This is a genomic window from Nocardioides psychrotolerans (assembly GCF_900113685.1).
GTDB classification, from domain to species: domain Bacteria; phylum Actinomycetota; class Actinomycetes; order Propionibacteriales; family Nocardioidaceae; genus Nocardioides; species Nocardioides psychrotolerans.
Window position 1 is genome coordinate 1 of the sequence record NZ_FOQG01000014.1, and the last position, 18,377, is coordinate 18,377.

The window sequence follows — 18,377 nt, forward strand, 5'->3', positions numbered from 1 at the left end:
AAAGAAGTCCAGGTCCTGCGACCTCGACCACCTCACCGCCCACACCAGAACCGGTGTGACCTGCGAATGCAACCTCGCACCCCTATGCAGACATCACCACCAGCTCAAGACCCACGCCGGCTGGACCTACCAACAACTCACCCCCGGCACCTTCCTCTGGCAAGAACCCCACGGCCAGACCATGCTCGTCACCCCCACCGGCACAAGAGACCTCACCGACCCCTGAGGTGCGCGCGAGCGTGTCAGCGGCGCAGGTGGGAGCGTTCGCCGTCGGGATCGAGGATGGCGATGATCTCGGCGGGGCCACCGTCGACGCCGAAGGCGTGCGGGACCATCGTCGAGAACTCCGCCGCCTGGCCCGCCTCCACCCTGATGGTGCGCTCACCCAGGAGCAACACCACGGTGCCGGACAGGACGGCGAACCAGTCATGGCCGGGGTGCACGGGCAGCTCGCCGTCGCCGCGGCGCGGAGGCGGTTGGGTGAGGCGAATCTTCACGACCTTCAGACCGTGCGGCCCGTGGTCGCGTGACAGGAGCCAGGTCGTCGTCCCTCGCACCTCGTCCTGGTGTGGCCGGATCACCACGTCCTGGTCGTCCTCGGCCTCGACGAGCTGGTCGATCGAGGTCCCCAACGCCCGAGCGATCGCGGTCAGCTGGTCGAGGCCGATGCGACGATGACCAGTCTCGATGCGACTCAGGGTCGACGCGCTGAGGAAGCAGCGTCCGGCGAGATCGTCGAGGGACCATCCGCGGGACGCCCGGAGACCCCGGATGCGCTGTCGCACGAGGAGGTCGAGCTCACCGTCTTGCGTCATACGCAAGATAGTATGCCAATCGCGCAAGTCGTGCCTACGCTGGACCCATGAACCCTGGCGGCCATCCCCATCCCCACTCCGCACGGCGCTCTCACCCGCACGGCGACGACCGGCCGAGCGGTCTCCCGACACTGCTCGACCTCGATGCGCAGGTCCTCGCGGCATCACTCGCGGACGCTCGCGCCGACGTCCGCACGCTGGTCGAGGGTCGGGTGCGCACCATCCTCGATCTCGGGGCGGGGACCGGAAGCGGGACGTTCGGTCTCCTGCAGTGCTTCCCCGGCGCCCACGCCCTGGTGCTGGACCAGTCCGACGACATGCTGCAGCACGTGCGAGACCGCGCTCGACACCTCGGGGTCTCCTCCCGCGTGTCGACGCTCCGAGCGGACCTCGACCAGGGCCTGCCCGACCTGCCCCCCGTCGACGTGGCCTGGGCGTCGGGCTCGCTGCACCACCTGGCCGAGCCGGACGTCACCTTGGCCGACATTGCATCGGTGATCCGACCAGGCGGCCTGCTGGCGGTGATCGAGCTGACCGGCCATCCTCGCTTCCTTCCCGATGACACAGCGGGGGGTGTCGCGGAGTCCAATGCCCACGCCCTGCTTGCCGGGGACCGAGCGGTCGACATGCCGACCATGGGAGGTGACTGGCGCTCGAGGCTGAGCCGCGCCGGACTCGCCGCGGAGACCGAACGCACCATCGAGGTCGACCTCGCGCCACCACTTCCTCCGGTGGCCGGCGACTACGCCTTCGCCCTGCTGACGCGCATCCGTGATGCGGTCGCTGGTCGACTCGGGCTGGTCGACGACGAACAGCTCGGTCTGCTGCTCGACGGCGGCACGGCCGACGTACGTCGTCGAGGCGACCTCCACGTCAGGGCCGAGCGCCAGCTGCTGATCGCGCGCAGGTGACGCACCGACTGCCCGATGGCGAGGGCTATCCTTGCGCGCGGATCGGTCCTTGACCGATCCCCCGCCCCCGTAGCTCAGTGGATAGAGCAGCGGCCTTCTAATCCGCCGGTCACAGGTTCGAATCCTGTCGGGGGCACCAACCTGACCTGCACGAACACCCCAATGTCACCCAACCCGCCCCCGCACCTGGGGCAAACCTGGGGCACCCAACGCCGCCAACACGCTCTCGTCGTCCCCCGGCTGCAGGTGCGCATACTTCTGGGTCGTCATCGGAGACACGTGCCCCAACAGCTTCCCCACACGCGCCAACGGCACCCCGTCCTGCAGCAACCACGACGCGTACGTGTGCCGCAGATCATGCGGACGACAGTGCCCGATCCCCGCCCGCTCCACAGCCGGCCGCCACACCCGCCCCGACCAGTTCGAATCCCGCAACACCGTCCCGCTGCCCGTGGTCAACACCAGCCCTGACCGGCACACCCCCACCCGGTGCTCGAGCCCACACGACCCCGGGTCGTCCTCGAGCGCCTCCCCCAGCATATTCACCAACCAGGCCGGGACCGGCACGTCTCGCACCCTGCGCCCCTTCGGGTACGCCTTCACCAGCCCCGACTTCTCCTCGAAGGTCTCCACCACCCTCGCGACCCCACGCTCCGGCACGAACCGTGCCCGGTGCCACCCAGCCATCTCGCCCCACCGCATCCCCGTGAACGCCAGCGTGTGCACGATCAGGTGATCCCGCGTCGTCGGCAGCTGAGCGACGACCGCGTCGTACTCCTCCCGGGTCAGGAACCGCTCGACCTCCTGCGCCCCCGGCGGCAGCTTGATCCCGGATGCGGGGTTGACGGTGATGATCTCAGCATCGACCGCGGCCGCCAACGACACGGACAGGAGCCGCACGCAGTGCTGCACCGTGCCCGGCCCGGTCCCGCTCTTCGCCAGGGCCGCGGCCCACTCCTTCACGTCATGCCGGCGGATCGACCCGATCGGAATCTTCGCCCACCTGGGGTCCAGGTGATTGGCTCGACGCCCGGCGTCCGTACGACGGGTCGAGTCCTCCACACCTCGGGTGGGCCACCACTCGTCGCACCACTCCCCCCACGGCCTACGACCGGCGTCCGGGTCGGCGGCCATCGACCTGCGCGCCTTCTCCTCGGCCGCCCCCGCGGCCCGCTCGGCCCGCGCCTTGTGGGTGTAGGTCTGGTCGAGCGACCGGCGCCGTCCGTGGCCGTCACGGTAGACACCGCGGTAACGCCCTGAGTCAAGCCGCTCAGCCCACGCCATGACTGCTCACTTCACCGTGAGCTCGCGAAGGACCCAGTCATCCCCGTCGAGCTCGACGACGCAGAAGTACCGTCCTCCGTCGAAATCAGCTTCGAGCTTCCATCGGTCGCCGATCTGGTTGGCGAGGTCCGGCGCTGAGAAGCCCCCGGCCCCGTACTGCTGCTTCGCGAAGCGCTCGCACGCTACTCGCGCGCCCCCCTCGCCCTTGACGTCGTCGCTGCTGTCGTCACCGTCGAGGAGCTGCCACCCGACCGCTAGGACGATCAGCGCGGTGACGATACCTACGCAACCCAGGCGGCCTCGCGGTTGCTTCTCGGGGGTGGGCACTTCTCCTGCGGTGTCTTCCTGGCTCATTGGTTCCTCGTCTCGCTCGTCGTGTCCTGCTCGTCTGTGCCTTCATCCGCGAGCCGCCGTCGCAGGTAAGCCCGCTCGGCGGGGTGCAGGTGCTGTAACCGGACCCGCAGGAGCGGGACGTCGACCCACAGCTCCTCGGCCGCCTCCTCGAGGTCCCTCGCCCACGCGAGCGCTTCGCCGAGCTCACGGATCCCGATCAACTTCTGTGCCGCGGCCCGCTCGATCTGGCATTCCTCCCGGGTGGTGCACGGCGACCAGCCGCGGTCAATGTGCTCGACCTCGTGCGCGATCGTCGACCGCCTCTCGGCCTGGTCGAGCCCGTGGGCCAGCGTCACCGTCTTCCCGTCGAAGTCGGTGACACCGAGCACCCCCTCGGGCAGGTGCGCCCAGCGGAGCGTGAAGTGAGCGAGATCCCGGAATCGTCCCCATGGGTGATACATGCGACCGAAGGTAAAGGCCTCCGCCGACACCGCCCCGTCCCCACATGAGGGACGGGCGTCAGGCACCGCCGTCAGGAGCGTCGCCCTGGTGTTCCTCGCCGAGCTCGTCGAGCGCAGCTCTCTTGCGCTGCCCTCTCGACGGCTCCCCGATGTCTCGTGCTGCTACCCGCAGATGCGGGGGTGCCGGCTCTCGGGCCGGCACTGTGGTGGCGGTGGTGTCTCCACCAGGCTCACCTCGCTCTCGTTGCTCGGCACGCGCGAACCTGCGTGCGATCTCTGCCAGGAGCTGGTCATCGCTGACGACTGTCAACGAGGGCGGAACCGGCGACCCGGGCTGTTCGCCCTCGAGGTACGCGTAGACCTTGTCGAGCTTCCAATCGAGCACCTTCGCTACAGCGGCGTAGGTGTCCGGCCCGACCCCGGTCTCGCCGTTCTCGAGGGCCTGCACCTGTCGGGCAGATCGCCCTACTTGGGCGGCGAAGTCCTCGCGGTTGGCGTAGCCGGCGTCTTGCCGGGCTGCTCGTACTGCCCGCCCCAGTCGCTTGCGGGCGGATCGGTCGTGTTCCACGGGGCACAGCCTCACAGGAAGAGATCGGAAGAGTCTAGGAGGACTCTGAAGAGGTCAGAAGGACGATAGCCGGAAGAACAACGATGTAGTGCCACCCCCAATAGTGGCTCTGACCTGCGTCTTTCCACTTTCTTCCGGCTTTCTCTAGACACCGCCGATTTCCTCTTCTAGTCTCTTCCGTATGGCAGTGAAGACCAGCAAGCTGAAGCGGCACAATGGGGCCGCGATCCGTGCGCTACGGGTCAAGGACGGCAAGAAGCCGGGCCCGTTCGCGACCGAGACTCTGATCTCGTACTCGACGCTCGACAACATCGAGAACGAGCGCAAGGAGGCCTCTGTTGAGGTCCTCTACCGCATCGCCAACGCGCTGAACGTCCCGGTCGAGGCGATCGTCCGGGACCCCGTGACGTTGGTCGTGCAGCAGGCCCGGGTGCCGGCATGACCGAGCTCTACGACGTGATCTCACACGTTCACTGCAACGCACCTCGGCCCGCCGGCGCCATGCGCACGAAGATCAAGACCACCTACGTGGTGTCCGAGCGGTCTCACAAGAGGTCTCGCGCGCACCGGCCCACCTACGCCGTCCTCGCAACCATCGACGGCCGCACGATCCTCGGAGCACGGTTCGCCTGCGGTTCCGCCAACAGCATCGTGCGGCCCATCGCCGAGCTACCCCAGCATGTGCTGGCCTGTGAGGCGTGCGAGGCCGCCGCCGCGAACCCTGGCGGCTTCGCGGTCTACGCCTACTACGACGCCACGGGACGTGTGCTGTACGTCGGCCAGAGCAACAACCTGTTCAACCGCCACAAGGCGCACCGATCCACCGCGCCGTGGTTCGCCACCGCAATGCACCGAGGGACGCTCAGCCGTCACGAGACGCGCTCGGCGGCACTGGCGGCCGAGGCACTGGCGATCGCTGAGATGCGCCCCCTCCACAACGTCCGGGGGGTGCCGTCATGAAGTCCACGACGATCTGGCTCTCGACCCGCGAGGTCGCCACCGAGACGGGCCGTCACCCCGTGACCGTGCGTCGGGCCCTCGAGTCCGGGGTGCTGCACGGCGGGCAGTCGAAGGCGGGCGCCTCGTGGCGTGTGCACCGCGACTGCATGAGCGCCTGGGTCCTCGGCGTCGAGTGCCCCCACGCCGCCGCGAAGGCGTCCTGAACCACCACCCGAAATAGCCGGCGCCCCGGCCAGAGCTTGTCGGCATGACCAGGGCGCACGAACTGGAAGGAGTCTCCCATGACGGAGACCAGCACCACCAACACCAACCTCGACCTCACCACGGACCAGATCGAGGACATCGCGCTCGACCTCCTCGAGACCCTGGTCGACAACGACCGCGGCTCGACCGTCGACCTCGGCCACATCCTTGGCGACGACACACCGAAGCGCTCCCTGTCGCTCGTCGTGGACCGGAACAGCGGCGAGTGGCTCGCCGTGACGCTCTGGGACGACGAGTCCGAGCCCGACCCCGTCGAGATCGCCGTCGTGCACATCCGTGTCGAGCGGGTGATCTGACGATGAGCACCGCGACCGTCACCCTCCAGGCGCCCACGGCGCTCCTCGCCCTGGTCCAGCACATCCACGACCACGGCCTCGGCGCCCCCCTCACCATCCACTCTCCCTCGACCGCCTCCCCGTGCTTCACGGTCAGCGTCGTCGCCGCGTCGTACGACGCCTGGGTCGCCTCCGGCTTCACCGCCACCGACACGACCTCACACCCGGTCGGGCAGCGGATCAGCGGGAAGCGGTGGGAGCAGGTCGCCACTACCGGGCTCCTGCAGCCCTACGGCATCCGCCTGGTCCTTAAGTTCACCCGCCCCCGCCCTACCGGCCGCCCGCTGGTTGCCGTCACCACCGGGTGCACGGCATGAGCGCCGCGATGCAGCCCGGTTGGGACGACGACCTCATGGCCATCGCTGACGCCGCCGGCGTCATCGCCTCGGCCCACCCCGACTTCGACGGACTGTTCCTCCTCGACCCCCTGGTCGCCGAGGGCCTCACCAACATGGCGATCGAGCTCGGGATCCGTACCTGGGCCACCACCGACCCCGCCGTCATCGAGGACACGATCTACGACCTCGACACACCCATCGACCTCCGCCCCACCGGCTACCTCCACGAGCCGACCGGGATGTGGGTCGAGGACGACCAGCACCACGGCTGTGTCGGCACCGACTGCGACCGCCTGATCTGTGTCTGCCCCGACGCCCTGTGCGCCGGGCACACCGAACGGGCGTGCCCGCACTACGAGTTGCTCTGTGACGAGTGCCGTGGCGAGTGCCGCGACTGCGTCATCGACGGCCAGGACGACGCCGGGGTGCTCGGATGAGTGCCCCGCAGTGGGAGGTCACGGCCGTTCTCGTGCAGTCCGATCCATGGCTCCGCCCACCCAGCGACGCCGACCGGGTTCTGGTGGAGGCCTGCGGCGGCACCGTCAACGAGACCGTGGCAGGTGCGGCATGAGCACCGAGCAGACCCCCGAGCCCACCGACCTCGGCCACCTCGAGCGGACCACCCGCTGGCCTCGCCACGAGTGGGAGAAAGCCCGGAGCTGGTCTTCGGACTTCGAGCAGCTGCTGCCCCAGCTCCTCGAGATCGACGGCCCGCCCGAACTCGTCGCGAAGTCTCTCCGGGCCAGCGCACGCGAGTCCGGCCTGCCGGTCACCTCGCCGGCCGCCCGACGCTACGCCGACGCTCTCGCCCGTGCAGCAGTGGCAGACGCCCGGGTCGACGCCCTGGTCGACCTCCTAGGTGTGGCCGAGTTCTTCCGCGAACAGGCCGAGTCCGAGATGTACGCCGTCCAGTCCCGCGTCGATCTCGGCGGGCGCCAGATCATCAACGGCACCGGTGAGGCGCCGCCCGACGACGTGCACGGGCTTCTCGATCTGGCGGACGGCCGGTGCTGGGTCTTCGATGGCACTGACCACGACGGCATCGCGTACTGGATCCGGGCCGACTCCGACCCTCGCGGTCAGACCCGCTACGCGTGGCCGATCCCGGACACGGGCCCGTTCATCGCCCTGATGGACAACTGGCACCTGGGCCGGGTCAACGACGCGGCCAAGGCATGGGACGTCACGCAGAACGCGCTGCACAACATCCTGCGGAACCTCCCGGGCTACTACGAGGAGGACAAGAGCACCTACATCCGGCCCGACCTGTCGTCGGCCGTCGCTCGCGTCATCCAGGCGAAAGACCGAGCCCGCTTCGACGCCGTGACAGAGCTGCGAACCGCGCTTGATGCTGCGCGGGGTCGCACCCCGTCGGGGTTCTGGTCTCAGCGTCGCTGGGAGGACTGGTCCTCCGAGCTCGCAGGGTTGATCCCTGAGGGAGACGAGTCGAAGTACTCCAACCCGGAGGGCGCTCAGGAGCAGATCGTCCTCGATGTCCTGAAGGCCTACATCGCCGAGCGCGCCGAGGGTGGTGGGCGGGCATGACGGCCCCAAAGCACGCCCGCGACATCAAGGGCAAGGGCCGCTACTACGGAGACTGCGGCACCGAGGGCTGCCCGCTGGCCGACCTGCCCGACCCCGGGTTCATGTCGGTCACCAACGCCCAGGGCGTCGTCGCCAAGCCCGCCCTCGTCCCGGCCGCTGCCAAGGCCACCGCGGCCGCGGCCTGGGACCGGCTCCCCCAGATGGTCGCCACCAGCCGCCAGCCCGCCGAGGGCCCATGCGCCCGCAAGCGGGTCGCCGAGCGGTGCGGAGCCTGCCGGTTTTGCATCACCTCCGCGATCAAGGCCGAGCACAAGAACACGTGGGAGAAGGCCGCCGACTTCGGCACCCTCGTCCACGCTCACGCCCACGCCGTGGTCCTCGGCGGCGCGCTCCCCTACGACGAAGAGGTCGCCCCATTCGTCGAGGGTCACGTCCGGTTTCTCGAGGCGTGGCGCGTTGACCTCGACCGCCACGTCGAGGCCGCCGAGCTCACCGTCATCAGCAGGAAGCACGGCTACGCCGGCACGGGCGACCTGTGGGTGCACCTGCCGCTGGCCTACGACCAGGCGACCGGGCGCACGTCGTTCACCGCATGGGACCGCCGCAAGCTGTGGCTCCTCGACGGGAAGTCGTCGATGACGAAGCCCGTCGACGTGGTCTACGCCGACCAGCCGCTGCAGCTAGCCGCTCTTCGGTACGCCGAGGAGGCGGTGCTGCCGGACGAGTCGGTGGTGTCGGTCCCGAAGTTTGAGGGGGCGGCGATCTTGAACTGGCGGCGTGACTCGCACGCGCTGATCCCGCAGCCGGCGGGGCGTGACGTGTTCAAGGCGTTCCTCGGTGCGGTGGAGCTTCAGCGGCTCTTCCACTCCCAGGAGGTCAAGGCGTGGGAGCGGATCGACGCCCCGGTCGTGGCCGAGCCAAAGGCGGTCGCCTGATGCCCACGACCTACGCCGTCGCCTTCCACGCACGCCGCGGCACCGGCTCGGTGGAGATCACCGTGCCCGACAACGCCGAGCCCCTCGACTACCTCGCGCACCAGATCGCACGCGAGCTCGACCTTATGCGGTTCGAGATCCAGATCGGATCCGACAGCGGCCACATCCGCCTCGTCGGCGACGACGGACCCGGGACCGCCTTCTCGTTCACCCCGCTCCAGACGAAGGACTCCTGATCATGCCCATCTCACCTCTCACCCTGCAGCGCCGCTTCGCCGAGCTCGGCCGCATCCGCCTCGGCGCCAAGGAAGGCGGCAACGGCCGCCCCCTGAAGCTCGCCGCGTTCCGCTTCACCTCGGCGAACAAGCGCTACATCGACGACCTCGCCGTCCTCTACGGCGGCCAGCCCCGAGCCTGGGACAACGGCGGCAAGCCCGAGTTCGAGGTCTTCACCGACACCACCAGCATCCCCGTGATCGCCATGAAGGGCGGCCTGTCGCAGTGGATGGAGTTCTGGGCCGCAGGCGGCTGCATTCACCGGTGCGACGGCGAGCGCACCGCAGACGGCGAGCCCTGCAACACCACCGAGCTCGTCGACGTCGGCCGCAAGCGCCTCAACCCGCACACCGAGGCCAAGCCCACCACCCGGCTCTCGCTCATGCTCCCCGAGCTCGAGGCGATCGGCGCGTGGCGCATGGAGTCCCACGGCTGGAACGCCGCGGCCGAGATTCCGGCCGTGGCCGAGCTCGCCCAGTTCGTCGGAGACCTTGTCCCCGCGCACCTCAACATGATCGAGCGCCGTAGCGTGAAGGACGGCAAGACGTCCCGCTTCGTGGTGCCCGTGCTCGACCTACAGATCGGCGCCGCGCGGCTGCGCGAGATTGTGGCCGAGAAGTCCGGCACCACGACCGAGCTCGAGGGACCCACGCAGGGCCGTGCCGCACTGCCCGCTGGCTCCTCGAAGACGACGGCCGAGCCGGACCCGTACGACGCTTTCTTCGCCCGCGTCGCCGCCGCGGCAAGCACCGACGACCTGATCGTGATCTGGGACCAGGGCAAGGCCGCGCATCTCCTCGGCCCGGCTGCTCCCCAGAACCAGCGGCACGTCGACCTGGTCGCCGCGTGGAAGGCCCGCGCGCACGACCTCAAGGACGCCGCCACCCAGCCGGCACCCGCGCAGCCCGCTGCTGCGGTGCCGGACGAGGACGGTGTCGTCGACGCCGAGATCGTTCCCGACACGGCCGCGGGCCCGTCGGAGGACGAGGTCTGGCAGCAGATCCTCAAGGCCGGCGGCGAGCAGGGCATGTCGCTGCCCGACGTCGAGGACGGCTACAACGCGTTCTCCGGTGGGTTGATGTCCGCTGAGGCATCCGCCGGCGAGCTGCAGGCCTACCTACAGCACCTGGTCGCCCGCCAAGACCAGGCGGTGCCGGCATGAGCGCCCCGAAGTGGCACGACCTGCCCCTGGTCGCCTTCGACACCGAGACCACCGGGATCGACCTCGCCGAGGCCCGCATCGTCACCGCTGCCATCGTCCACATGACCCCCGGCCAGCGACCCCGCGCCATGCGGTGGCTCATCGACCCCGGCGTCGAGATTCCTGACGAAGCCGCCGCGATCCACGGGTGGACCACCGACCGCATCGCCCAAACCATCGGGCGCCCCGGGTGGGCGCACCGCACCATGGTCGACTCCACCGGCAAGACCGTCACCTCCCTGATCCCGGCGCACGCCGCGGTCTTCGAGATCACCGCCCAGCTCGGCGCCGCCATGGGTCGTGAAGCCGGCGTGGTCATCCAGAACGCTGCCTACGACTTGACCCTGCTCGAGGCGGAGAACGGCCGTTACGACGTCCCCACCTTGTCGTCGCGGCCGGCTGGGGTCACTGGTGTCGTCGACCCGATGGTCATCGAGAAGCAGTTCGATCCCTACCGGAAGGCCTGCTACAAGGCGGCCGGCTGCAACCCCGAGGAGTCCCACCACGAGTGCGGGGGGTGCCGGGGCGGGAAGGTGAAGTGCGGGGGCTGCGGGTCGACCGACCGGAAGCTCGAGTCGCTGTGTGGCCACTACGGGGTCCGTCACGGTGGCGCCCACGACGCTGCCGACGACGCGGTCGCCGCTGCCCGGCTGCTGCGGAAGCTGCTTGAGGCGTGGCCGCAGGTCGCGGCGTGGAAGCTGGCGACGCTGCACCACCACGAGGTCGCGTGGCGCCGCGAGCAGATGGACGGCCTGCGGTCGTTCTTCGACCGTGTGGGCAAGGACCACGACGGGTGCTGCGGCGCCTGGCCCCTGCACGACGACGCCTGCGCCGGAGCCCACCGCCAGGCGGTGGCGGCATGAGCAGCCAGCCGCTCCACCTCGTCGGCCGCGTCGTCCCCGCCGCCGAGTTCCAACCTGACCCGGTCGAGGTCGCGATCGCGGCCGAGCGCGCCGACGGGATCGCCCGGTCCCACGCGCACCGGGTGGCCGGGAACCACGGGCGGGCGCACTACGAGATCCAGCGGTCCTTCCAGCGTCAGCTGCGGATCGCTGGGCTCGGCACCCAGGACACGGTCGTCGACTGCGTCTGCGGCGGCCGCTGCAAGGGGGCCCACCGGTGAGGTACGTCGTCCGTCCCATCAGCGACCGCACCGTCTTCTCAGGCAAGCACCGACCCTCACAGTTCGGCTCTTCGCTCCGAAACACTCAGACTCTGCTCTTCAGCGAGGTCGGACACCTCAAGGGCCGCGACTTGGTGCTCGAGGTGGACGTAGCCGAACGCCACATCCGCAACGACGGGATGCTCCGCGCCGACGCCCGCCCAGTCAGCCCGGCCGTGCGGATCGCATTCGAATCCGCGCACGGCCCGCTCACCTACGGCACGGACACCTTCTCCACCTGGCAGGACAACCTCCGCGCGATCGCCCTCGCCCTCGAGGCCCTACGCAAGGTCGACCGGTACGGCATCACGAAGCGCGGCGAGCAATACGCCGGATTCAAGGCGCTCCCGGCCGGCCGAGAGATGCCCGCCTCCCACATGACCCGCGAACGAGCGGTCGCCATCCTCGCGTGCTACGTCAACGTGCCGCCCGAGCACCTCAACCTCGAGCACGACTCGCTGAGGTCGACCTGGCGGAGCGCCCGCCGTCACGCCCACCCGGACCGCCATGCCGGCGACCAGACCAAGTGGGACCAGGTCGAGCAGGCCGCTGTTGTGCTGGGGGTGGACCGGTGATCGGCGTCTTCCTCGACTGGCTCCTCGGCCCCCGCTGCCACGCCTGCCGCACCCGCGTCTTCCCCGCCGACACCAACACCCACTACACCGCCTGCCCCGGGGTGGTCCGCCGATGAACCCCTCCTGCACCGACGACCGCGGCCCCGGCCCCTGCCACAACCCCACACCCCACGACGCCCCCAAAGGGTGCGTCCACCACTCCACCAGCGGCGTCCCCGACCGCCACGACCGACCGGGACGAGGGGACTCAGAGTGAAGATCATCGGCCTCGACCTCTCCCTCACCTCCACCGGCGTCGCCGTCATCGAGACAGGCGACGGCCGCGAGTCCTGGACCGTGCAACGGGTCAAGTCAAACGGCAAGAAGGACGCCACCCTCGCCGACCGCACCGACCGCCTGCGCCGACTCGCAGTCAAGATCCTCGTCCCGGTCAACGGCGCCGACCTCGTCGTCATCGAGGGGCCGGCCTACCACCAGTCCAACCCCGGGATGCACGACCGCTCCGGGCTCTGGTGGCTCGTCACCGAACGCCTCCACGCCTACGGCTGGCCCACCGTCGAAGTCCCTCCCTCGGTCCTCAAGAAGTACGCCACCGGCAAAGGCAACGCTTCCAAGGACCAGGTCCTTGCCGCCGTCGTACGCCGCTACCCCGACGTCGAGGTCGGCGGCAACGACGAAGCCGACGCCCTCGTCCTCGCAGCCATGGGCGCCCGCCACCTCGGCCACCCCATCGAGGCATCCCTGCCCGCCACCCACGCCGCCGTCACCGCATCCGTGCGGTGGCCCTTCGAAGAGGTCCCGTTCTGATGGTCACCCAGCTCGCACACATCCGCGTGTCCCGCGTCGAAGCCGGCGGCGGCTTCACCGCCACCTGCTCCACCTGCAGCTGGCGGACGCTGCGCCCCAGCCGCCTCGGCGCCGACGTCGCCGGCCAAGCCCACCAGCGCGAGCACGTCACCCGCGACCCAACGGACCAGATCACGGCTCTCTGATGGCCATCCATCGCCAAGACCACGCCCCAGCCGTTCTGTCCATCAACCGACCTGGCCACGAGCTGTCCAGCATCGTCGCCCCGCCACCCTGGACCGCCGACGCCCTGTGCGCCCAGGTCGACCCCGAGCTCTTCTTCCCCAACAAGGGCGGATCCACCCGCGAAGCCAAAGCGATCTGCCAGTCCTGCGACGTCCGCGAGCAGTGCCTCGAAGCCGCGCTCGACCGCGACGAACGGTTCGGGATCTGGGGTGGCCTCTCCGAACGCGAACGCCGCGGGCTCAAGAAGAACCGCCAACCCACCACGACACCGGACCCGGTGCCCACACCAGCTGTACCGCTGCACCTCATCACGAAGGACCCGATCACCATGGCCGAAACCCAGCCGTCGTACGCCGACCAGATCATCACCGTCCTGGCAGCCACCGAAGGACACCCAGACCCAACGGTCCGCGCCGCCCGCAAGGTCGTGGCCAACGCCCTGGTCGCACTGAACAAGACGCTGCAGCACCCCGACGCCCCGCCCTCGCCCGTGGCCCCCATGGCACCCATCGCACCCATCGCACCCATCGCACCCAAGGCAACCCGTCAGGGACGGCACCGCAACCACTACAACCCAGCCCAGCGAATCGCCGCCCTCGGCGTCACCTCGAAGAGCATCCGCGAGTGGGCAACAGACCAAGACCTCGACGCCCCCACACGCGGCGTGCTGCCCGCGCACCTGCTCGACGCCTACGAAGCCGCACACCAGCAGACGGCGGCCGCGTCATGACCCTCCCCGACAGCATCGTCGCCTCCCCCGCAACCCGGGCCATCGCCCGCCAGATCATCACCGACACCCAATGGGACGGCGCCGAAGCCACCCTCCGCCACCTCCCCGACCTCCACCCCACCCAGATCCCCGCCCTCATCCACCTCCTCGCCGCCGCAGCAGCCACCGGCGACATCCCAACCAGCCCCGCCGCCACCACCCGCAAGCCCCTGCTCCTCACCGAAGACGAACGCCGCCGAGCACACGCCCGCTTCGTCGCCGGCGCCACCGACCCCGCCACCCGCCGCGGCGAGCAGGAATACCAACGCGCCCGCCGCCGCATCCAACGCACCCAGGACGGTGCCGCATGATCACCGCCCACGACCTCACCATCGTCGCCGACCTCACCTACCGCCAGGTCGACTACTGGACCCGCGCCGGCTACCTCACCCCCACCGGCAACCCGGCACCAGGCAGCGGCATCCCCCGCAAATACCCCGACGACCAAATCGACCTCGCCGTCCAGATGTCACGCCTCACCAAAGCCGGCATCCCAATGCCCCAAGCCCGCGACATCGCCCACGAGCTCCTCGAGCACGGCCGCGCCCGACTCCGCGGCTACCTCCTCTTCCCCATCGCCGACGTCGACCTCGCAGGAGACCCCCTCCCCGACGTCATACGACCCATCAGCCGAACAGGAGACACCGCCGCATGACCCGCCAGTCCAAGACCCCGCACCAGCGCGCAGAGGAAGCCCTCGGAGTCGCGCAACGCCGGGTCGAACGCATCGACCAGGCACTCGCCCACCAGCGCAGCCTCCTCGCAACGTACGAAGCCGACCTCGCCGACGCCCAGGCCCGCCTCGACTACGCCCGCCAAGACCCCGCACTGCCCACCACCTCGACAGGAGCCACCGCATGACCACCACCGCCAAAATCGCCACCAAGGGCACCAGCTCCACCGGCATCACCGAAGAACTCGCCAAGCGCTGCCACGACAACCTCGGCAAGAAAGTCCTCGCCGTCGTCGAGCTCGTCGCCGAAGCCCGCGCCGAGAAGCGCAACGGCGACGAGTCCGTCGTACTCAACATCCTCACCATCGAGCCCGCCCCCAACACCATGACCGAGGACCACCTCCGCGAGCTCGCCCGCTCCTTCCACTACGAGCGCCAACTCGCCGACGGCCAGCTCCGCATCGAGACCGGCGACGACCTCGAGCCCAAGGTCACCGACGTCCTCGCCGCCGGCGCGAAGCACCGCCCCCACACCTACGTCCAGGACCCCGAGGCCATCGACGGCACCACCTGCAACCTCTGCGGCGCCGACGACCAGGCCCCGCTGCACTCCGCCGAGGCCGCGGCCGCCGACCCGTTCGCCAGCACCGACGAGGACCCGGACGACGACGAGGACCTGGACGACCTCGACATCGACGAGGACCCCGACCTCGGCGGCGACGACGACGGCGACGACATCCCGGGCGACGAAGAGATCGACGACGACCGACCAGCAACAAACCCCTTCGCCGTGGCCTAACACCACGCCCGGGGAGTCAACGCCACCGACAGCCCACCAGCGCCGCAGACCAGGGCCCATCGGACCGAAGGACGCCCACCCAGGCCGGACACCTTCCAAGCCGGCCGGCGCACCTGCTCCCCGGGCGAGCACCACCACCCACCATCCGCTTCCCCACGGACCGAGGGACAACCACCCAGTGACACACACCGACGACCGACCACCACTCGTCGACGAACCACCAGCCTGGGAAGACCCACCCGAGCCAGCCACCCCACGCAGCAACGGCACCACCCGACCACCCACGGGTGACCGCACCCCACCCTCAGACCACGCAGCCGAATCCGCCGTCATCGGCGCCATCATGGCCCACCCCGACACCTTCCCCACCGTCGCGAAAATCGTCACCGGCACCGACTTCTACTGGCCCCACCACGAAACCCTCTGGCGCACCGTCTCCCACCTCCACGGCGCCGGCCAACCCACCGAAGCGCCCGCCGTGATCGCCCGCCTCGTCGACACCGGCCAACTCCGACCACCCCTCGACGGCCCCCTGATCTACGACCTCTGGTCCTCCGCCTACGACCGCCCCGGCATCGCCGAGCACTACGCCCACCGCGTCGACCAACTCGCCCGCCGCCGCGCCGCCATCACCCTCCACGAACGCAACCTCCAGAAGCTCCGCAACCCCGGCCCCGACACCGACGTCGACGAAATCCTCAACACCACCGCAGCCGCGTTCATCCAAGCCCGCGACGACCTCGCCAACCCCCCAACCACCACCACCTGGTCACCCGTCGACCTCGAACCCGTCCTCGCCGGCGAACACCTCGACCCACCCCCCACCATGCTCCGCCGCACCGACGGCATCGCACTCCTCTACGACGGCGCCGTCCACACCATCAGCGGCGAATCCGAATCCGGAAAAACCTGGCTCACCCTCATCGCCGCCCACCAACTCCTCGAAGACGGCAAGAACGTCGTCTTCCTCGACTTCGAAGACCGCGCCGACCGCGTCATCGGACGACTCATGGCCCTCGGCGCCACCCCCACCCAAATCCGCGCCCACTTCGCCTACATCCGCCCCGACCGCCCCCTCGACGACGACGGCCGCGCACAACTCGCACCCGCCCTCGCAGGCGTCGCCCTCGTCATCCTCGACGGCGTCACCGAAGCCATGACCACCCACGGCTTCGACCTCAACTCCAACGCCGACTCCGCACTCTTCCAAGCCATGCTCCCCCGCTGGCTCGCCGACCACGGCCCCTCCGTCGTCATGATCGACCACGTCGTCAAGGACAAGGAAAAGCAAGACAGGTTCGCCCTCGGCGCCCAACACAAACTCGCCGGCATCGACGGCGTCGCCTACATCGTGAAGATGATCCAACCCTTCGCCCGCGGCAAACGCGGCCTCGCGAAAGTCGAGATCGCCAAAGACCGCCCCGGCCACGTCCGCGAACACGCCTTCGGCCGCACCATCGCCGAATTCACCCTCGACGCCACCATCTCCGACGTCATCCTCACCGCCCACCTCATGCCCCCCGGAGAGAACTCCGGCCGCACCGGCGACACCTTCGAACCCACCCACCTCATGGAGAAGATCAGCCGCACCGTCCAACTCACCCCCGGCCTCTCCCGCAGCGCCCTCATCGAGATGGTCGGCGGCAACAAGAAAGCCCTCGCCGCCGCCTTCGAGCTCCTCATCGCACGCCAATACATCCTCGCCAAGACCGAGTCCCGCGGCCGCATCAGCCACCACCACATCAAGGCCTACTACCAGGCCGAAGACACCACCCACCCCGCCAAAGACGGCGCCCTCGACGACCCCGAACAGGAAGCCTCATGAACACCATCCACACCCCCAACAACCCACCCCGCCCCACCTCGCCCCACCTCGCCCCGACCAGCAGGGGCGACCTCAAAATCGACCTCGCCCCCCCGTCCCCCTCCCTACGGGGGCGAGGTCGAACTGGAGCCCAACCAGACACCACCAACAACCCCCCACCTCGCCCACCCAAAAAGGGCGACCTCAACACCACCCACGACCACCCCACCCAGCACCTCATCCAGGCAGCCCACGTCGCACGCATCACCGGAGACCCCGACGCCACCCTCGCCCTCCTCCTCAGCTGCTCGAGGTGCTTTCCGTGACCGGCCGGGCCATGCGGCAGGACGACCCCATGCGGCGCTCGGGGGCTGTGTGGTGTGAGGAGCACGACCGGTGGGAGTGCGCCCGGAACGCCAAGCGCACCGGCGATCGCTGCCACGGCTCGGCGATCCGGGGGCGTGATCGGTGCCGGATGCACGCCGGCCGGTCGTCGACGCTCGAGAAGGTCATCGGTGAGGGCAACCTCGCTGCCTGGTCCACGGAGCACGTGTCCGCCGACGCCTCACCGCTCGATCCGGGGACGGTGGTGCTGAACCAGATGCGGATCGCGGTGCTGCGCTCGGACGGGTACGGCGAGCTGCTGCGGATCCAGATCGAGATGGACACGGAGCCGGGTCACGAGCTCGCCGGCCTGGTCGGGACGACGTTCGCGGCTGGTCGTGATGGGACTCGGGTGGAGACGGGTGAGAGGGCCCGGGCGTTGGCGACGGAGGAGCGGTTGTGGCGTGATCGTGCGGTGTCGTACGCGAAGGCGGCGCATGACATGGGGATCGCTGAGCGGCATGTGGAGCTGGAGCAGGAGCGGGCGCAGCTGGTGACCACGGCGTTCTTGGCGGCGCTCGAGGTGGGTGGCCTGTTGCCGGAGGTCCGCAGCCTGATGATCGAGCGGTTCCTGGAGCGGCTTGGTGGGTCGACGGTGGCCGGCGAAGTGGTCGCATGAAGGTCATCCACAAGTACGTCCTGACCGAGGCGGCAAGCCGGGTTACGACCCACGAGGGCGCCCGGTTCATCCACGCCGCGAACCAGTACGAGCAGATCACCGTCTGGGCAGAGGTCAACACCCTCGAGCGCGAGTGCACCGCCGAGCTGCACGTCGTCGGCACCGGCGGTGGTGTGCCTCCCCGGACGCGGCATGTCGGCTCCGTGCTCATGGCTGACGGTGCCTACGTCTTCCACGTCTACGCCCCTGAGGAGACCAGATGAGCACGTGTCGTCCGTCCTGTAACTGCCAGTGCCAGCAGCAGGGGTGCGGGTGCAACGAGCGCCCCAAGCCC

Annotated in this window: 30 protein-coding genes, 1 tRNA gene and 2 pseudogenes; 28 read left to right on the forward strand and 5 right to left on the reverse strand. The window is 69.5% G+C overall.

All coding sequences use genetic code 11. The annotated features are described in order from the left end of the window. Window positions 1-226 (forward strand): annotated as a pseudogene (locus BM204_RS22715) (HNH endonuclease); the annotation flags it as partial. A gap of 16 nt (window positions 227-242) precedes the next feature. On the opposite strand, the gene BM204_RS15760 reads toward BM204_RS22715, so the two are convergent. Beyond that, on the reverse strand, window positions 243-815 hold the full coding sequence (locus BM204_RS15760) for a helix-turn-helix domain-containing protein (RefSeq protein ID WP_091115295.1): 573 nt from the start codon (window positions 813-815) through the stop codon (window positions 243-245). 47 nt (window positions 816-862) lie between these two features. On the opposite strand from BM204_RS15760, the gene BM204_RS15765 reads away from it, so the two are divergent. Further along, on the forward strand, window positions 863-1,726 hold the full coding sequence (locus BM204_RS15765) for a class I SAM-dependent methyltransferase (RefSeq protein WP_091115297.1): 864 nt from the start codon (window positions 863-865) through the stop codon (window positions 1,724-1,726). Window positions 1,727-1,789: 63 nt separating this feature from the next. Continuing rightward, window positions 1,790-1,865: transfer RNA gene (locus tag BM204_RS15770), tRNA-Arg, on the forward strand. 26 nt (window positions 1,866-1,891) lie between these two features. Here BM204_RS15770 and BM204_RS15775 read toward each other — a convergent pair. The 4 genes from BM204_RS15775 to BM204_RS15790 form a co-directional block, all read right to left on the reverse strand. Next, window positions 1,892-2,788 carry a tyrosine-type recombinase/integrase gene (locus BM204_RS15775; RefSeq protein ID WP_170259187.1) on the reverse strand — a complete coding sequence of 299 codons (897 nt, stop codon included), beginning with the start codon at window positions 2,786-2,788 and terminating at the stop codon, window positions 1,892-1,894. Between the two features lie 228 nt (window positions 2,789-3,016). Continuing rightward, window positions 3,017-3,364, reverse strand: a complete 348-nt coding sequence (locus BM204_RS15780) for a hypothetical protein (RefSeq protein ID WP_091115302.1) — start codon at window positions 3,362-3,364, stop codon at window positions 3,017-3,019. Then, window positions 3,361-3,834, reverse strand: a complete 474-nt coding sequence (locus BM204_RS15785; RefSeq protein ID WP_218031257.1) for an ImmA/IrrE family metallo-endopeptidase — start codon at window positions 3,832-3,834, stop codon at window positions 3,361-3,363. Before BM204_RS15785 ends, BM204_RS15780 begins: the two co-directional genes overlap by 4 nt. Window positions 3,835-3,862: 28 nt before the next feature. After that, the gene (locus tag BM204_RS15790) at window positions 3,863-4,252 is read right to left on the reverse strand and encodes a hypothetical protein (protein ID WP_501037383.1); all 390 of its coding nucleotides are present in this window, start codon (window positions 4,250-4,252) and stop codon (window positions 3,863-3,865) included. Between the two features lie 301 nt (window positions 4,253-4,553). Between BM204_RS15790 and BM204_RS15795 the strand changes: the two genes are divergently transcribed. The 25 genes and pseudogenes from BM204_RS15795 to BM204_RS15905 all read left to right on the forward strand — a co-directional run bounded on the left by BM204_RS15795 (window position 4,554) and on the right by BM204_RS15905 (window position 18,306). Then, window positions 4,554-4,814, forward strand: coding sequence for a helix-turn-helix domain-containing protein (locus BM204_RS15795; protein ID WP_091115306.1), 261 nt, complete (start codon window positions 4,554-4,556; stop codon window positions 4,812-4,814). Further along, window positions 4,811-5,332: a GIY-YIG nuclease family protein gene (locus tag BM204_RS15800; protein ID WP_091115309.1), complete on the forward strand. Its 522-nt coding sequence runs from the start codon at window positions 4,811-4,813 to the stop codon at window positions 5,330-5,332. The genes BM204_RS15795 and BM204_RS15800 overlap by 4 nt, the downstream gene beginning before the upstream one ends. Further along, the gene (locus BM204_RS15805; protein WP_091115310.1) at window positions 5,329-5,535 is read left to right on the forward strand and encodes a helix-turn-helix domain-containing protein; all 207 of its coding nucleotides are present in this window, start codon (window positions 5,329-5,331) and stop codon (window positions 5,533-5,535) included. The genes BM204_RS15800 and BM204_RS15805 overlap by 4 nt, the downstream gene beginning before the upstream one ends. Before the next feature lie 78 nt (window positions 5,536-5,613). After that, on the forward strand, window positions 5,614-5,892 hold the full coding sequence (locus tag BM204_RS15810; RefSeq protein ID WP_091115312.1) for a hypothetical protein: 279 nt from the start codon (window positions 5,614-5,616) through the stop codon (window positions 5,890-5,892). Window positions 5,893-5,894: 2 nt separating this feature from the next. Next, window positions 5,895-6,248 (forward strand): hypothetical protein, encoded by a 354-nt coding sequence (locus BM204_RS15815; RefSeq protein WP_091115315.1) that lies wholly within the window; start codon window positions 5,895-5,897, stop codon window positions 6,246-6,248. Beyond that, the gene (locus BM204_RS15820) at window positions 6,245-6,706 is read left to right on the forward strand and encodes a hypothetical protein (protein WP_143099795.1); all 462 of its coding nucleotides are present in this window, start codon (window positions 6,245-6,247) and stop codon (window positions 6,704-6,706) included. The genes BM204_RS15815 and BM204_RS15820 overlap by 4 nt, the downstream gene beginning before the upstream one ends. Beyond that, window positions 6,703-6,840 (forward strand): hypothetical protein, encoded by a 138-nt coding sequence (locus BM204_RS22720; protein WP_170259189.1) that lies wholly within the window; start codon window positions 6,703-6,705, stop codon window positions 6,838-6,840. Before BM204_RS15820 ends, BM204_RS22720 begins: the two co-directional genes overlap by 4 nt. After that, window positions 6,837-7,814 (forward strand): hypothetical protein, encoded by a 978-nt coding sequence (locus tag BM204_RS15825; protein WP_091115321.1) that lies wholly within the window; start codon window positions 6,837-6,839, stop codon window positions 7,812-7,814. Before BM204_RS22720 ends, BM204_RS15825 begins: the two co-directional genes overlap by 4 nt. Next, entirely contained in the window at window positions 7,811-8,749 is a 939-nt protein-coding gene (locus BM204_RS15830; protein WP_091115323.1) for a hypothetical protein, read from the forward strand. The genes BM204_RS15825 and BM204_RS15830 overlap by 4 nt, the downstream gene beginning before the upstream one ends. Continuing rightward, window positions 8,749-8,985, forward strand: a complete 237-nt coding sequence (locus BM204_RS15835) for a hypothetical protein (protein WP_091115325.1) — start codon at window positions 8,749-8,751, stop codon at window positions 8,983-8,985. The genes BM204_RS15830 and BM204_RS15835 overlap by 1 nt, the downstream gene beginning before the upstream one ends. A 2-nt stretch (window positions 8,986-8,987) precedes the next feature. Next, window positions 8,988-10,187 (forward strand): recombination directionality factor, encoded by a 1,200-nt coding sequence (locus BM204_RS15840; protein WP_091115328.1) that lies wholly within the window; start codon window positions 8,988-8,990, stop codon window positions 10,185-10,187. Beyond that, window positions 10,184-11,089, forward strand: a complete 906-nt coding sequence (locus BM204_RS15845; protein WP_091115330.1) for a 3'-5' exonuclease family protein — start codon at window positions 10,184-10,186, stop codon at window positions 11,087-11,089. The genes BM204_RS15840 and BM204_RS15845 overlap by 4 nt, the downstream gene beginning before the upstream one ends. Then, window positions 11,086-11,349, forward strand: coding sequence for a hypothetical protein (locus BM204_RS15850; RefSeq protein ID WP_091115332.1), 264 nt, complete (start codon window positions 11,086-11,088; stop codon window positions 11,347-11,349). The genes BM204_RS15845 and BM204_RS15850 overlap by 4 nt, the downstream gene beginning before the upstream one ends. Further along, window positions 11,346-11,963 carry a hypothetical protein gene (locus BM204_RS15855; protein WP_091115335.1) on the forward strand — a complete coding sequence of 206 codons (618 nt, stop codon included), beginning with the start codon at window positions 11,346-11,348 and terminating at the stop codon, window positions 11,961-11,963. The genes BM204_RS15850 and BM204_RS15855 overlap by 4 nt, the downstream gene beginning before the upstream one ends. A gap of 252 nt (window positions 11,964-12,215) precedes the next feature. Next, on the forward strand, window positions 12,216-12,770 hold the full coding sequence (locus tag BM204_RS15860) for a RuvC family protein (RefSeq protein WP_091115338.1): 555 nt from the start codon (window positions 12,216-12,218) through the stop codon (window positions 12,768-12,770). Beyond that, window positions 12,770-12,955, forward strand: a complete 186-nt coding sequence (locus BM204_RS15865; protein WP_091115340.1) for a hypothetical protein — start codon at window positions 12,770-12,772, stop codon at window positions 12,953-12,955. The genes BM204_RS15860 and BM204_RS15865 overlap by 1 nt, the downstream gene beginning before the upstream one ends. 41 nt (window positions 12,956-12,996) lie before the next feature. Then, window positions 12,997-13,242 (forward strand): annotated as a pseudogene (locus tag BM204_RS23305) (WhiB family transcriptional regulator); the annotation flags it as partial. A 252-nt stretch (window positions 13,243-13,494) separates the two neighbouring features. After that, entirely contained in the window at window positions 13,495-13,725 is a 231-nt protein-coding gene (locus BM204_RS23665) for an Lsr2 family DNA-binding protein (protein ID WP_439895896.1), read from the forward strand. Then, window positions 13,722-14,075, forward strand: coding sequence for a hypothetical protein (locus BM204_RS15875; RefSeq protein WP_091115345.1), 354 nt, complete (start codon window positions 13,722-13,724; stop codon window positions 14,073-14,075). Before BM204_RS23665 ends, BM204_RS15875 begins: the two co-directional genes overlap by 4 nt. After that, window positions 14,072-14,419 (forward strand): MerR family transcriptional regulator, encoded by a 348-nt coding sequence (locus tag BM204_RS15880; protein ID WP_091115347.1) that lies wholly within the window; start codon window positions 14,072-14,074, stop codon window positions 14,417-14,419. Before BM204_RS15875 ends, BM204_RS15880 begins: the two co-directional genes overlap by 4 nt. Further along, window positions 14,416-14,625, forward strand: a complete 210-nt coding sequence (locus BM204_RS15885; protein WP_091115349.1) for a hypothetical protein — start codon at window positions 14,416-14,418, stop codon at window positions 14,623-14,625. Before BM204_RS15880 ends, BM204_RS15885 begins: the two co-directional genes overlap by 4 nt. Further along, window positions 14,622-15,236, forward strand: a complete 615-nt coding sequence (locus tag BM204_RS15890) for a hypothetical protein (RefSeq protein ID WP_091115351.1) — start codon at window positions 14,622-14,624, stop codon at window positions 15,234-15,236. The genes BM204_RS15885 and BM204_RS15890 overlap by 4 nt, the downstream gene beginning before the upstream one ends. Window positions 15,237-15,414: 178 nt before the next feature. Further along, on the forward strand, window positions 15,415-17,061 hold the full coding sequence (locus BM204_RS15895) for a DnaB-like helicase N-terminal domain-containing protein (RefSeq protein WP_091115353.1): 1,647 nt from the start codon (window positions 15,415-15,417) through the stop codon (window positions 17,059-17,061). A 529-nt stretch (window positions 17,062-17,590) separates the two neighbouring features. Further along, window positions 17,591-18,043, forward strand: a complete 453-nt coding sequence (locus tag BM204_RS15900) for a hypothetical protein (RefSeq protein WP_143099797.1) — start codon at window positions 17,591-17,593, stop codon at window positions 18,041-18,043. After that, complete coding sequence (locus BM204_RS15905; RefSeq protein ID WP_091115357.1) at window positions 18,040-18,306, forward strand: DUF7352 domain-containing protein; 267 nt, start codon at window positions 18,040-18,042, stop codon at window positions 18,304-18,306. The genes BM204_RS15900 and BM204_RS15905 overlap by 4 nt, the downstream gene beginning before the upstream one ends. Window positions 18,307-18,377: the final 71 nt, after the last annotated feature.